Annotated in this window: 12 protein-coding genes; 1 reads left to right on the top strand and 11 read right to left on the bottom strand. The window is 62.5% G+C overall.

Annotated elements, in window-relative coordinates:
* Positions 1–2: 2 nt before the first annotated feature.
* From RAZWK3B_RS15530 to RAZWK3B_RS15545, 4 genes are all read right to left on the bottom strand, one after another.
* Positions 3–1,406, bottom strand: a complete 1,404-nt coding sequence (locus RAZWK3B_RS15530) for a type II and III secretion system protein family protein (protein ID WP_007816792.1) — start codon at positions 1,404–1,406, stop codon at positions 3–5.
* 202 nt (positions 1,407–1,608) lie between these two features.
* Complete coding sequence (gene cpaB, locus RAZWK3B_RS15535) at positions 1,609–2,481, bottom strand: Flp pilus assembly protein CpaB (RefSeq protein ID WP_007816794.1); 873 nt, start codon at positions 2,479–2,481, stop codon at positions 1,609–1,611.
* 234 nt (positions 2,482–2,715) lie between these two features.
* Positions 2,716–2,910, bottom strand: coding sequence for a hypothetical protein (locus RAZWK3B_RS15540; protein ID WP_007816795.1), 195 nt, complete (start codon positions 2,908–2,910; stop codon positions 2,716–2,718).
* 164 nt (positions 2,911–3,074) lie between these two features.
* On the bottom strand, positions 3,075–3,317 hold the full coding sequence (locus RAZWK3B_RS15545; protein ID WP_007816797.1) for a Flp family type IVb pilin: 243 nt from the start codon (positions 3,315–3,317) through the stop codon (positions 3,075–3,077).
* A 354-nt stretch (positions 3,318–3,671) separates the two neighbouring features.
* On the opposite strand from RAZWK3B_RS15545, the gene RAZWK3B_RS15550 reads away from it, so the two are divergent.
* The gene (locus RAZWK3B_RS15550; RefSeq protein ID WP_037296075.1) at positions 3,672–4,490 is read left to right on the top strand and encodes a lytic transglycosylase domain-containing protein; all 819 of its coding nucleotides are present in this window, start codon (positions 3,672–3,674) and stop codon (positions 4,488–4,490) included.
* Between the two features lie 27 nt (positions 4,491–4,517).
* Here the strand turns inward: RAZWK3B_RS15550 and RAZWK3B_RS15555 are convergent, their stop codons facing one another.
* From RAZWK3B_RS15555 to tldD, 7 genes are all read right to left on the bottom strand, one after another.
* Positions 4,518–5,144 carry a CoA transferase subunit B gene (locus RAZWK3B_RS15555; protein WP_007816801.1) on the bottom strand — a complete coding sequence of 209 codons (627 nt, stop codon included), beginning with the start codon at positions 5,142–5,144 and terminating at the stop codon, positions 4,518–4,520.
* Positions 5,125–5,910 (bottom strand): hypothetical protein, encoded by a 786-nt coding sequence (locus RAZWK3B_RS15560; protein WP_198133299.1) that lies wholly within the window; start codon positions 5,908–5,910, stop codon positions 5,125–5,127. Before RAZWK3B_RS15560 ends, RAZWK3B_RS15555 begins: the two co-directional genes overlap by 20 nt.
* Positions 5,911–5,915: 5 nt before the next feature.
* Complete coding sequence (locus RAZWK3B_RS15565) at positions 5,916–6,968, bottom strand: GSCFA domain-containing protein (protein ID WP_007816805.1); 1,053 nt, start codon at positions 6,966–6,968, stop codon at positions 5,916–5,918.
* 14 nt (positions 6,969–6,982) lie between these two features.
* Entirely contained in the window at positions 6,983–7,678 is a 696-nt protein-coding gene (locus tag RAZWK3B_RS15570; protein ID WP_007816806.1) for a CoA transferase subunit A, read from the bottom strand.
* Positions 7,679–7,792: 114 nt separating this feature from the next.
* Positions 7,793–10,312 (bottom strand): type I DNA topoisomerase, encoded by a 2,520-nt coding sequence (gene topA / locus RAZWK3B_RS15575; RefSeq protein WP_007816808.1) that lies wholly within the window; start codon positions 10,310–10,312, stop codon positions 7,793–7,795.
* 155 nt (positions 10,313–10,467) lie between these two features.
* On the bottom strand, positions 10,468–11,625 hold the full coding sequence (dprA, locus tag RAZWK3B_RS15580; RefSeq protein WP_083799202.1) for a DNA-processing protein DprA: 1,158 nt from the start codon (positions 11,623–11,625) through the stop codon (positions 10,468–10,470).
* Positions 11,626–11,969: 344 nt separating this feature from the next.
* On the bottom strand, positions 11,970–13,394 hold the full coding sequence (gene tldD, locus RAZWK3B_RS15585) for a metalloprotease TldD (protein WP_007816812.1): 1,425 nt from the start codon (positions 13,392–13,394) through the stop codon (positions 11,970–11,972).
* Between the last annotated feature and the right edge of the window lie 63 nt (positions 13,395–13,457).

Raw genomic sequence — 13,457 nt, forward strand, 5'->3', positions numbered from 1 at the left:
GCTCATTCCATCACGTAGCCATATGAGCCGGTGAAATCCTGTCTTGCGACTTCGCCGGCCGTGCCACTGGGAATGTTGCTGTTCAGTACGCGCCCATTGAGGAACAGATCCATTTCGGAGGGCAGTCTCACCCGGTCCGTGGGCAGGGCAAGGGCCTCGCCGCGGGTCGGTGTTACAAGATGCGCGCTTACGATGATGACCAGTTCGGTCTGTGCGCGCGCATAGTCGGCGCTGCGGAAAAGAGCGCCAAGTATCGGCACATCACCAAGCCAAGGCACCTGGGCATTCGTATCCCGGAAATCGTCCTGCAGAAGTCCCGCGATCGCAAAGCTTTCGCCATCACGCAATTGCACTGTGGTGGACGTATCGCGGCGACGGAAGGCGTCGACGTTGAATGCACCGGTATTGATGCCGTTCGTCGGGTCGATCGAGGACACGGCAGCGGCCATTTCAAGATTGATGATGTCGCCATCCACAACCCGCGGAATGAAATTCAATTCAACGCCGAAGGGTTTGAATTCGATCGATGTCGTGTTGTTGTCCTGCGCGACGGGTACGGGATATTCGCCACCTGCGAGGAACTTGGCCTCTTGTCCCGACAGGGCTGTCAGGTTCGGTTCCGCGAGGGTGCGCACGACGCCTTTGGTTTCAAGCGCTTCGAGCAGGATGCCGATTTCGACCGACCCGATGTCAAAGCCGAAGAAGGCGACACCGGCATTGTTGTTTGCGGTGATTCCAACCCGATTGGCTCCGGCTGACGGCAGGTTGCTGCCGGCAAGCGCGGCTCCATTGCCGCTGACCCCCAGAGCGTCGACCGCAAGGGATGTGGACAGCTGCTTGGATACGCTGCGCTGCATTTCTGCGAACCGTACTTTCAGCATGACCTGTTGATTGCCCGCCACGACCATGAGGTTCGACACGCGATCCGGCGCATAGCGCTGCGCCAGAGACAGCGCACGCTCCATGCGCGCCGTGCTTGATACGCTGCCCGACAGGACAATGCCGTCATTGGCGGTGCGCACCTCGATCCGTTCGTTCGGAAGGATTTGCTGAAGCCGTTCCTTGAATTCCGAAACGTCCGTCGACACGTGGATTTCAACGTTGGTGATCAGGCGCCCGCTGTCGTCCAGCAACGTCAGCGTCGTCCGCCCAGGTGCCTTGCCAAGCACGTAAATCGTTCTGTCGGACAAGGTCGAGAAATCCGCGATGGACGGGTTCGCGATGCTCAGTTCCGCGAATGGCACATCGCTTTCGACGACAACGGCCCGGTTCATCGTGACGTTGAGATCGCGCGCCGCACCGTTGCGGACAACCTGTAGGTTTTCTGCCTGAAGCTCGGTAACGAATCCACTGAATACCACTGCCAGCCCCAAAAGGGCGGCTTTGAATAAGCCTGCGTTTTTCATGTGACCTGCCTTTCCGATCACGCCTCATTTGGTCGGGTCTTTGGTCGCCCGGTTTGAGTGTTACTCTGCGGTACTTCTTTCGAATTTTCAAGAATCAACGACTTTTTGTCGAATTTTCCCAAGAATGTGGCGCAAAAACAGCCACCCACCAAAAAGGGCGCCCGTAACCCGGGCGCCCGATGCTGTCTTGACTGTCTGGCCGTCAGTTCGTGCAGGGGATCTGGCTGACGATCACTTCTGCACCGCGGCGTGTCCGGATGGTGCACACCTCCTGGCGTTGCGGTGCCGGGGCCGCTTCGACCCGCGATAGACCCAACAGGCGGTTCTGGTCGACCTCGATCACTTCGGCCACGGATTCCTCGTCCGTGCCGACCAGCGACAGTGACAAGCGGCCGGTTGCCTGGGCCTGTGCCAGGGCGGCGACCTGCTGTGGTCTCGCCGCGACCGTGACGGTGCGGGCAATGATCGCCTGAGTGGTGTTCTCATCCGAGATCTGATCGACGGCGATCAGCTGAACGCCGGTTTCGATGAGTTTCGTGACATCGCCCATCGAATTACCCTCGGTGCGCACGTCGCTGCCGCCGCGCACCTGGCCTGTCCAATAGACATCGACCCGGTCGCCCGGGCGCAGAAAGCCGGACACGCCGCTGGCCACGTCGACCTTGATTGCGAAGGCGCGCATGCCTTGCGCCAACTGGGATGAAATGCCCGCATCCTCGCCCGGTGCGGTGACCTTGACCGCCATGATCGCCTCGTTGACTTCCATGGCGCGGCGCACAGCGCGCGGTTCCTGCTCACCCTTGGGAAACAGTGCGTCCATCGTCATGAACACGCCCTCGGGGAGTGCGTCCTTGGGGAATTTCACCAGCCGCACCGCGTCAGGCTTTAGCTTTTGCCCGTATTTCAGCGGTGTTTTCGCGACCAAAACCTCGACGGTTTCGATCTGAGGCGCGCGTTGTGCCCGTTCCAGCGCAAGCTGGTTCTGATATCCCTGGATATAGCTCTTGGCCATGTAAACGGCGAAGCCCGCCAGACCCAGACCCAGGACAAGCACCAGTCCAAATACCAATCTCATGGTCCGTCCTCTCGATAATTCCTATGTGCCGGAGCGATCCGATCGCCCGCCAATCCAGCGCAGATTGGCGGTTTATTGTGGCGAAATGAGGGAAAGCCGGTGATCGTTTCTGGATCATGCACAACGCTCGGATGTGTTGCGTTCGGGTGTCACAGGCCGTCGACAAAGAAAAGGCCGACGCAATTTTGCATCAGCCCTTTGCTTTTGCCGGGGTCTTGTCGCTTGTGATGCTGATCACTCCAGATTGAGGCTCTGGATTTCCGCGGCATTCATCGTGCTTGCGACCCTGTTGCCTATGGAATTGTTCGCGGCCAGCAAGGTGGTTACGACACCGACGCCAAGGCCCACGACAGCCGCGGTGATGACGACCCAGTCAACCGTTACCGCGCCGTCCTCGTTACAGATGAATGTCTTCAGATACTCGTTCATGGCGCATTCCTTTTTCTTGGTGCGACTGCATCGCCGCGCGGTGTGCCTGCTCGTTCTTGTGTCTGGCGGTGTAGGCAAACAGGATCGTCGCCCACAAAAATCTGGCCGCAAAGCGGTCTTGCGGCCAGATTTTGTGTTATCCGATAGTCGCTCGAGCGAATGTCTTATTCTTCGCCGCCACCGCCGCCCGCGCCGGCGGTGCCGGTCGACTGACCCAGGGTGCCGAGGCTGACCACGTTGGCGCCGCTCAGTTCGGTGCTCACGCTGCCGGCCAGGCCATCGACGCCGCCTTTGACGGTCGCCACACCTGCCACGCCAAGGCCCACAACGGCTGCGGTCAGAACGACCCAGTCAACTGTCACGGCGCCGTCTTCTTCTTTCAGGAATTGCTTGATGAACTTGTTCATTGTTGGTCCCTCCATAGGATCACTGTCTCAGGTTTAACCGTTTGAGCATGTCCGGGCCGCCTCTATCTTTGGCCCATCACTCTTGCGGTATGACGCTATAAAGCCCATCAATTCAGGCAGGAATTTGGCGCGATTAGAACGTTTTTTGAGACCATCGGAGTTTTTTGCTCTTTGGGATTTAACAACATGATTTAGAATGAAAAAATTATCCGTTTTTTGGATTTTCAGCCTAAATTCAAGAGATTTTGCACCTGTGTGTCCGGCGCGCCGTTTCCGGAAATCACACAATTATGGAAAATCACCCAGTCTTTTGCGATACTGCGCGAAACAGAACATTCAGAGCAGATCGAAATCATGAAATGTGTTGGAATCGTCGCCTTGGGCGTTGCCCTTTGGTTGCCGGGGCTGTCCCATGCCGGCGATCCACCGCCATTCCCCGACTTCACCTTCAAGATGGGCAAGCCGCCGTCGCCGGACACATCGAGACGCATCACCGTGCAGATCGAACCTCAGCCCGAAGCGCCAGCCGCCCCCCCCGATCAGACCGCACCCTTGGGTGATGGCGCTGCACCGCCTGTATCTCGATATGGCTGGTTCTGGGAAAAGGTCTCGCCCGAGATCGGCGTGGATGGCGTGGCTCGGCTGCGCGATGCCTTCGTCATGCTGTCGGACGGGCCGGGGGGGATTTCGGTTTCGGGGCCGCGCCTGCAGACGGTGCAGGATATCGCGGCAGCCCAAGGGCCGCATGTTTTGCGCGCCACGATCGGAACACAGGTGTCACCGGCACTGGTTCTGGCGGTCATCGCGGTGGAGTCGGGCGGCAAGCCGACCGCGGAAAGCCCGAAAGGCGCGCAGGGCCTGATGCAGCTGATGCCCGACACGGCCCGGCGCTTCGGTGTGACCGACAGCCTTTCTCAGGCCGAGAACATCCGTGGTGGTGTGGCCTATCTCGATTGGCTTTTGACGGAATTTCAGGGCGACGCGGTGCTGGCTCTTGCTGGCTACAATGCGGGGGAAAACGCCGTCAAGAAACACAACGGCGTTCCCCCTTTCGCCGAAACCCGGGATTACGTGCCCAAAGTCCTGGCCGCATTCGAGGTGGCCAGAGCCCTGTGCAAGACCAGCCCCGAGTTGATCAGCGATGGTTGCGCGCTGGACCTTGCGCTGAACTGATCGCGCAAGGCCAGCGCTGCCAAACTGTCAGACGATGGTCGCTTCGGTGGCGGCGCGCAGCTCGTCCTCGGTGACGCCTGGCGCGCATTCGACGATCTTCAGACCACCCTCGACCACGTCCAGAACGCCGAGATTTGTGATGATGCGGTTGACCACCCCGGTTCCGGTGAGCGGCAGGGTGCATGCTTTCAACACCTTGCTTTCGCCATGCTTGTTGGTGTGGTCCATGACCACAACCACGCGGCCGATGCCCGCAACGAGGTCCATGGCACCGCCCATGCCCTTGACCAGCTTGCCGGGGATCATCCAGTTTGCCAGATCACCGTTTTCGGCCACTTCCATCGCGCCGAGGATCGCCATGGCGATCTTGCCGCCACGGATCATGCCGAAACTGGTGGCGCTGTCAAAATAGGATGTGTGCGGCAATTCGGTGATCGTCTGCTTGCCGGCATTGATCAGGTCGGGGTCGACCTCGTCCTCGGTCGGAAAAGGGCCCATGCCCAGCATCCCGTTCTCGGACTGAAGCGTCACATGCACGCCTTCGGGAATGAAGTTCGGAACAAGCGTCGGAATGCCGATCCCAAGGTTCACATAGGTGCCGTCTTGCAGTTCCTGCGCCGCGCGGGCGGCCATTTCATTGCGGTCCCAAGCCATTGTGGTGCTCCTTTGAAGGTGAGGTGTTCCGGCTTTGCGGCGCAAGGCCCAGCCAGTGTTGCGCATAGGCGCTGAAATGCTCGAAGCCGTAATCGGCGTTCATATGGGTGAAATCCGCCGCGGTCGGCGTTTGCCCCTCGGGTAGGGCTGTCGCGCGCGCGTAAGCGGCCGGACTGCGCCCCGGGGCTGCGACCAGTGAGGCGGGTTGTGCCATCAGCCCGTATTTCAGTCGCGACATATGCCAAATCACGGCATCCAGCCAGAGTGCGGTCAGCCTCTCGGCGTCGGGATGATCCAGCCAGCCGACCTGTTCGCGCGCCCATTGCGGCATGTCCAGCGCGGGAAAAGGAGCGGGCGCCACGACGCAGCGCGGGTCTTCGCGCAGAAAACGCGCCAGCTTGCGGCAATAGCGCTCGACGCGGAAATCCGTGTATTCAGACACCAGCGGCAGCGACACACTGCGTGTGTGCCCCTGTGGGGCAAGACCTAGAACGTCGAAATCCTGTACCAGACGGTCCAGCCCCTCGCGCCCGAAGCCTTGCCCGACCATCAGGATATGGTCCATTTCGCTCAGGTCGATCCGGTCCGGCAGCCCACCTGCCGGACGCTCTTGCGCGCTGAGCACCCCATCGTCATCAAGCGAACAGGACGAAAAGCTGTGGCGCGGCAGCGCGAAAAACGACAGTTCCACCGTGGGAAAAGCCGTCTCGATCGCAGCTTGGGCCTGCAGATAGGCGCCGACATGGGAATTTCCTATGATCGCCACGCGCGTCATTTCCGGAATGCCTCGAGCAGGATCTCTTCGCAGATGGTCTCCTCGTCGCTCGCGATGCTCGAGAGGGGCGGGGAGGCCTCTTGCAGGGGTGCGCCCGCATCATCGCCCAAGGCAAGCCCGAAGGCTTTGAGCACAAGCTGCACGCCTTTCTCGGTGGGCTGGCGGCCATGTTCGTCGAAATACGGCCCGCCCGCGATTGCGGTGGCGATGATCTCATAGGCGGGGAAATAATCGAAATCCCCGTCGTTCATGCATAATTCGCCACAGGCCGCGCGCAGGACGGATTTGGAATAGCACGAGGCTGGTCCGACATGCCCACCGCTGGCCGTTGCGACCAGCGGCACCGGCGAGACCGTCAGCAGAAACCGGGCCTGCAGACCATGCGCGCGCAAGAGGTCGCGCGTTGCACGCAGGTCCTCGATCACCTCGGCATGGGTGAAATTGTGCAGAAACACGCGATCGGGATCATGGCGTCCCGCGATCGTTCCCGGCGCGGTGGGCAGGGCAAGCCCTGTTTCCCGGTCGATCCAGCACTCCGTCAGGCCAAGCGTCAGGACGATGCAGGCGGCCTGCTCGAGAACCTCGCGCAGGGCGCGCATATGCTCGGCGCGGGCCTGTCTGACCTGCTCCGGTGTTTCCAGCCCCTCGGGTTCGACTGCGGGCCGAAGGGCGTCGAAATACCGGTTGTCCCTCTCCCAGATCAGCGTCGGAGGCGGCCCGTCCGACAAGGCATGGTCGGCCAATTGGCGGAACTGGCGCGCAGTGTAGACATTGCCATAGCGCGCGGAAAACAGGTTGTATCCGTATCTTCGGCATAAACGGTTCGGCAGATGGGTCGACATGTCCTCGCCCTGCAGCACAGCCCATCCGCCACGCAGCAGCGCGCGGTGGAGATGCTGTGCAAAGCAGCTTCCGGCGGTCATCAGCGGCGTCGCACGGTCCAACGCCAGCTTGGGTGACCAAAGCTGGGCCAAAGCGGCATCGTCATCGCGCCCGACGCTGGCCCGCCAGAATGCCCGCTCCTCTAGGTTTTGATAGGGCGATGTCATCCCACGGTCCCGGCTCAGGCCGCGCGTGTCGTGCGCTTCTCGATGCGTTTCTCGTGCTTGCCTTCGATCAGGCGGTGAACATAGATGCCGGGCAGGTGGATGTGATCGGGGTCCAGCGTTCCCGGCTCGACGATCTCTTCCACTTCCATCACGCAGATCTTGCCGCACATGGCCGCCGGCGGGTTGAAATTGCGCGAAGTCTTGCGGAAAATCGCATTGCCCGTGGTGTCGGCCTTCCATGCCTTGACGATCGACAGATCCGCAAAGATGCCGCGTTCGAGAATATAGGTCTCGCCGTCGAACTCCTTGTGTTCCTTGCCTTCGGCGATCTGGGTGCCGACGCCGGTCTTGGTGTAGAAGCCCGGAATGCCCGCGCCCCCGGCGCGCATCCGCTCGGCAAGCGTGCCTTGCGGGTTGAATTCCAGCTCCAGCTCACCCGACAGGTATTGCTGCATGAAGGTGTCGTTCTCACCCACATAAGAGCTGAGCATTTTCTTGACCTGACGGGTCTGCAGCAGGATGCCGATGCCGAAATCGTCCACACCCGCATTGTTCGACGCAAAGGTCAGGTTCTTTACGCCGCTGTCCTTGATCGCCTGCAGCAGCAGTTCGGGAATGCCGCTCAGGCCGAAACCACCCGCCGCAATCAGCATGTAGTCACGCAGAATACCATCCAGTGCTTCGGCTGCGCTGCCATAGACCTTGTTCATCAGGACATCCTCCTCGAAAACCCGTGTTGGCCCCGGTATGCGGTCAGGGGCGGGTCAAAGTCAACGACCAGCCCGCCGCATCGAGGCGCTCTAGGGGTTACTACGTAGGGGACCCTATTTCTTGGCGGCGGCCTTCTTGCGGGCGGGCGCTTTCTTGCCCTTGCCGCTTTTGGCGGATTTCTCGGCGATCAGCTGCAGGGCCATGTCGAGGGTGACATCCTGCGGCTCGGTGCCCTTGGGCAGGGTGGCGTTGATCTTTTCCCATTTCACATAGGGGCCATAGCGGCCATCCATGATGTTGATGGCCCCGCCGCTTTCGGGATGTTCGCCCATTTCCTTGATCGGCTTGGCCGCGGTGCGGCCCTGTCCGCGCGAGGCGGCTTTCTTGGCCAGCTCCTCGACGGCGCGGTTCATGCCGATGGTGAACACGTCATCGGGATCCTTGAGATTGGCGTAGAGCTTGCCATGCTTCACGAAGGGTCCGTAGCGGCCGATACCCGCCTCGACCATCTCGCCGTCTTCGGGGTGCGGCCCGATCTCGCGCGGGAGGTTCAGCAGCATCAGCGCCTTTTCCAGGTCCATGTCATCCGGACTCCAGCCTTTGGGCAGGCTGGCGCGCGGCGGTTTCTTGTTTTCCTCGGTGACCTCGCCGCGTTGCACATAGGGGCCGAACCGGCCTGAGCGCAGCGAAATCTCGTCGCCCTGATCCTCGCCCAGAACCCGGTCGCCGCCTTCGGCACCCTCACCGCCGATGGGGCGCGTGAAACGGCATTCGGGATAACGCGAACAGCCGACAAAGCCGCCGGTGCGGGACGTTTTCAGATGCAGGCTGCCTTCGCCACAGAGCGGGCAGCTGCGCGGATCGCTGCCATCCTCGCGCGGCGGATAGAGTTGCGGCGCCAGCGCCTCGTCCAGCACATCCAGCACCTCGGTGATGCGCAATTCCGAAGTTTCCGAGATCGCCGCCGAGAAATCACGCCAGAACCGGTTGAGCACCTGTTTGTAGTCCAGATCCCCGGCGCTGACCTTGTCCAACTCGTCCTCGAGATTGGCGGTAAACTCGTAGCCCACGTATTTGCGGAAGAAATTGAGCAGGAAGATCGTGACAATGCGGCCCTTGTCCTCGGGGATGAGGCGGTTCTTGTCCTTGCGGACATATTCGCGCTCCTGGATCGTGGTCACGATGCTCGCATAAGTCGAGGGGCGGCCGATGCCCAGCTCTTCCATCTTCTTGACCAGCGTCGCTTCGGTATAGCGCGGCGGGGGCTGGGTGAAATGCTGCTCGGGCGTCACGCTGCGCTTTTCAGTCTTGTCGCCTTCGGTGATCTGCGGCAGGCGATTGTCGTCGTCATCGCCGGCCTGATCGTCGCGGCCTTCCTCGTAGATCTTTAGAAAACCATCGAACAGCACGACCTGTCCTGTGGCGCGCAGGCCGACCTGACCATCCCGGCTGCCGATCTCGACGGTGGTGCGTTCCAGACGGGCGCTTTCCATCTGACAGGCCAGCGTGCGTTTCCAGATCAGGTCATAGAGCTTGCGTTGATCGGCGTCGGTGGTCTTGATGGCCGACGCATCGCGCGTCATCTCGGTGGGGCGGATGCATTCGTGCGCTTCTTGCGCGTTCTTGGCCTTGTTCTTGTACATCCGGGGGCTCGAGGGCACGTATTCGGCGCCATAAAGCTCCTTGATGGCGTCACGGGCGGCATGCACCGCCTCGGGCGCCATGTCGATCCCGTCGGTTCGCATATAGGTGATGTAGCCGGCCTCATAAAGGCGCTGTGCGGCGCTCATGGTCTGGCGCGCGCCCATGCCGAACTTGCGGCTGGCTTCCTGCTGGAGGGTCGATGTCATGAAGGGTGGCGAGGGATTGCGCGAGGCGGGCTTGGCCTCGACCGAGGTGACGGTCAGATCGCGCGAGGTGATCGCTTGCACGGCCATTTCGGCCTGGGTCGCGTTCTCGATATCGTAGCGGTCGAGCTTCTTGCCCGCCAGCGAAGTAAGCCGCGCCTCGAAATCCTGACCGCGCGGCGTGGACAGCAGCGCCTTGACCGACCAGTATTCGCGGGCCTTGAAGGCCTCGATCTCCATTTCGCGCTCGACGATCAGGCGCAGGCAGACCGACTGCACGCGCCCCGCCGATCTGGCGCCGGGCAGCTTGCGCCACAGCACCGGGCTGAGGTTGAAGCCCACGAGGTAATCCAGAGCGCGGCGGGCGAGATAGGCCTCGACCAGATCGCCGTCGATCTCGCGCGGGTTCTTCATGGCCTCGGTCACGGCGGTCTTGGTGATCGCGTTGAACACCACCCGGCTGACGGCGGTGGTCTTGCCGATGGCCTTGCGCTTGCGCAGGGCTTCTTCGAGGTGCCAGCTGATCGCCTCGCCTTCGCGGTCGGGGTCGGTCGCGAGGATCAGCGTGTCGTCATCCTTGAGCGCGTCGGCGATGGCTTTGACATGCTTGCGGGAGTCGACGCCGATCTCCCATTTCATGTCGAAATCATGTTCGGGATCGACCGAACCGTCCTTGGGAGGAAGGTCGCGCACGTGACCGTAAGACGCCAGAACCGTGTAGTCGGATCCCAGATACTTGTTGATTGTCTTGGCCTTGGCCGGGGATTCGACGACAACGACTGGCATGAATACTCCTTGCGACTTGAGTCGGAACTTATGGCGGCGGACCATGTGGGCTGGCAAGAGCATTTGTCAATGCGCCCTGTCGGAGCAGGCTGACAGTGCCGGGATCGGACGGATCGAGAGGCCCGGTGCCTTGGCTGATGCGGGATGTGGGGCTGTCAGACCAGTGACAAAAGGCCGCCGGGCTGGCGCCGGATGCGGCCATCAAGCTCGAGATCGGTGAGCGCGGGCGTGACTTGACCCGCAGGCGCGCCGAGGTCGCGGATCAGCTGATCTTCGGCCAGCGGCGAGGGGCCGAGCCGCGACAGGATCCGGCTGTGCAGGGCCGCGATGTCCTGCAGGCTGCGGCGGTCCGGCGGGGGCGGTGCCGGCCGGGTTTCCCCCTGATGTTGCAGGGGTTTGTCGGGGGGCTGGACCGCGGGAAGCGCGTCGATCACGTCGTCGGCCTTGCGCACGAGGGTGGCGCCGTCGCGGATCAGCATGTTGCACCCGGCGGCGCGGGCATCGAAGGGATGGCCCGGCACGGCAAGCACCTCCCGCCCCTGATCCAGAGCGCTGCGCGCGGTGATGAGAGAGCCGGATTTGGCTGCTGCCTCGACCACGATGATGGCTTGGGCTATTCCGCTTATGATCCTGTTTCGCCTTGGAAAATGCCGCGCTTGAGGGATCAGGCCCATGGGTTGTTCGGACAGGCGTAGCCCTGATCTGGTGATGTCGTCGGCCAGTCGGGCATTTTCGGCGGGATAAGGGACATCGACGCCGCCCGCCATGATCGCGACCGTCCCCGTCTCGAGGCTGGCCAGATGCGCGGCGGTGTCGATCCCGCGGGCGAGGCCCGAGGCGATGACATGTCCGCGCGCCCCGAGATCGGCGGCAAGCGCGCGCGCCATACGCAGTCCCAAAGACGAGGCATTGCGCGCCCCCACAAGGGCCAGCATCGGCTCGGGACGGGTCAGGACAGCCGGATGGCCCACCGCCCAAAGGACCGGGGGCGCGTCGGAAATCTGTTGCAGCAAAAGGGGATAGTCGGGATCGCCGAGGCAGATCATCCGGGCGTTTGCGGCACGGGCGGCCTTGAGTTCGGCCAGCACGACGCCTTCAGGGCAGGGGCTGTAATCCGCAACTCCGGCGGCGGCGGCGACGTCGGGCAGGGCGACCAGCGCCGCCTGCGCCGAGCCGTGTTCGGTCAGAAGCCGGTAGAAGGTGGAGGGACCGACCCGTCTGGAGCGCAAGAGGCGAAGCCACGATACCCGATCATCTTCCGTGGTGGGTGGGAGTGGGGGGTGAGTGGAAGAAGGATGGGTATCCTCGGACATCGCGGCCTCGCCAACTTGCCTCACCGTTATCGGCGAGGTTGGTTAACGACGGGTAAATTCAGGAGGGGTGAGTCGCGCATTTTTCCCAAAAATCAGCCAAGACATTGATCTGAAACGTTAATTATTTTCTACACGCCGTTGGCCTGCCTGTCGGTATCGTGTCGGTATGACGTCGGTATCGCGTCGGTGCGGATGTCGGCAGGGGCAGGCAGGTGCCCAATCGTGACCAGAGCGCGCGTTGCGTGGGCCAAGATATGCCGCGAATGACTGGCGAACGACGCCCGCCAAGCGCGCAAGCCCGTTCGAACGGGCTTGCGCCCCTGCGCTGCGGGCGGAGCGAGCGGTCAGCCCGCCGCCGATCCCCCAACCGTCAGTCCGCCGATCATCACCGTGGGTTGGCCCACCCCGACGGGGACCCATTGGCCCGCCTTGCCGCAATTTCCCATGCCGGGATCGAGCGCCATGTCGTTGCCAAGGGCGCGGATATGCTGGAGCGCCGTGGCCCCGTCACCGATCAGCGTGGCCCCCTTGACCGGCGCGCCCACCTTGCCGTTTTTCACGCGATACGCCTCGGTGCAGGAGAACACGAATTTGCCATTGGTGATGTCGACCTGCCCGCCGCCGAAGCCCACGGCATAGATCCCGTCCTTCAGATCGGCCAAGATATCGGCCGGGTCCGCATCGCCGCCCAGCATGTAGGTGTTGGTCATCCGGGGCATCGGCGCATGGGCATAGCTTTCGCGGCGCCCGTTGCCGGTGGGATCGACCCCCATCAGCCGGGCATTCTGGCGGTCCTGCATGAAGCCTACGAGGATGCCATCCTCGATCAGCACGTTGCGGGCGCTGGGCGTGCCTTCGTCATCCACCGTGATCGAGCCGCGCCGGTCGGGCATGGTGCCGTCATCCAGCACCGTCACGCCGGGAGCGGCGATGCGCTGTCCCATGAGACCGGCGAAGGCCGAGCTACCCTTGCGGTTGAAATCGCCCTCGAGCCCGTGGCCGATCGCCTCGTGCAGCAGGATGCCGGGCCAGCCGGGGCCAAGCACCACGTCCATCACGCCCGCCGGGGCAGGCTCGGCACGCAGGTTGACCAATGCCACGCGCAGCGCCTCGCGGGTCTTGGCCTGCCAGTCGGCGGGGTCGATCAACCCATCGAGGCCAAGCCGCCCGCCACCGCCCGCGGTGCCGGATTCGCGGCGGCCATCCTGTTCGACGATCACCGACACGTTGAGCCGCGTCATCGGGCGCGAATCGCTGACCTCGGTGCCGCAGGGGCGCAGGATGACCACCTGCTGATGCGAGGCGGCCAGTGTGGCCGTCACTTGCACCACGCGCGGGTCGAGATCGCGGGCGAAGGCGTCGATCTCGCGCAGGGTCTCGAGCTTCACGGGAAAGCTGGCTCCGGCGATCGGATCGGTATCGGTATATAGATGCCGGTTGGTGCGCGGCGGGGGGGCGGACATCGTCCCGCCACCATCGCCCACCGCAAGCCGCGCGGTGTCCACCGCGCGGGTCAGGGCGGCTTCGGAAATATCCGAGGAATGGGCATATCCCGAGACCTCGCCGCGCACGGCGCGCAGGCCAAAGCCCTGTGCGGCATCGAAAGACGCCGTCTTGACGCGGCCATCATCGAACACCAGCGCCTCGGAGTGGCGCCGCTCGAGGAACAGCTCGCCGTCATCGGCGCCGGCGGTCGCCTCTTGCAGGCGGCGCAGGGCGGTATCGCGGTCCAGAAGCGTGTCGAAGGGGCGAAAGGCAGTGTCGGTCATGCGGATCATCCTGTATGAGGCAGCGGTCATGCGGCGGTTTTATTTGATCTGAATCAAAAAAGC

This window comes from Roseobacter sp. AzwK-3b (assembly GCF_000170875.1).
Taxonomy (GTDB): domain Bacteria; phylum Pseudomonadota; class Alphaproteobacteria; order Rhodobacterales; family Rhodobacteraceae; genus Roseovarius; species Roseovarius litoreus.

Bases quoted from the DNA above. Each gene is read 5' to 3' on its own strand.
- RAZWK3B_RS15540 (WP_007816795.1), bottom strand. From the start codon at position 2,910: ATGAACGAGTATCTGAAGACATTCATCTGTAACGAGGACGGCGCGGTA.
- RAZWK3B_RS15555 (WP_007816801.1), bottom strand. From the start codon at position 5,144: ATGGCTTGGGACCGCAATGAAATGGCCGCCCGCGCGGCGCAGGAACTG.
- tldD (WP_007816812.1), bottom strand. From the start codon at position 13,394: ATGACCGACACTGCCTTTCGCCCCTTCGACACGCTTCTGGACCGCGAT.
- RAZWK3B_RS15565 (WP_007816805.1), bottom strand. From the start codon at position 6,968: ATGACATCGCCCTATCAAAACCTAGAGGAGCGGGCATTCTGGCGGGCC.
- RAZWK3B_RS15570 (WP_007816806.1), bottom strand. From the start codon at position 7,678: ATGAACAAGGTCTATGGCAGCGCAGCCGAAGCACTGGATGGTATTCTG.
- RAZWK3B_RS15550 (WP_037296075.1), top strand. From the start codon at position 3,672: ATGAAATGTGTTGGAATCGTCGCCTTGGGCGTTGCCCTTTGGTTGCCG.
- dprA (WP_083799202.1), bottom strand. From the start codon at position 11,625: ATGTCCGAGGATACCCATCCTTCTTCCACTCACCCCCCACTCCCACCC.
- cpaB (WP_007816794.1), bottom strand. From the start codon at position 2,481: ATGAGATTGGTATTTGGACTGGTGCTTGTCCTGGGTCTGGGTCTGGCG.
- RAZWK3B_RS15530 (WP_007816792.1), bottom strand. From the start codon at position 1,406: ATGAAAAACGCAGGCTTATTCAAAGCCGCCCTTTTGGGGCTGGCAGTG.
- RAZWK3B_RS15545 (WP_007816797.1), bottom strand. From the start codon at position 3,317: ATGAACAAGTTCATCAAGCAATTCCTGAAAGAAGAAGACGGCGCCGTG.
- topA (WP_007816808.1), bottom strand. From the start codon at position 10,312: ATGCCAGTCGTTGTCGTCGAATCCCCGGCCAAGGCCAAGACAATCAAC.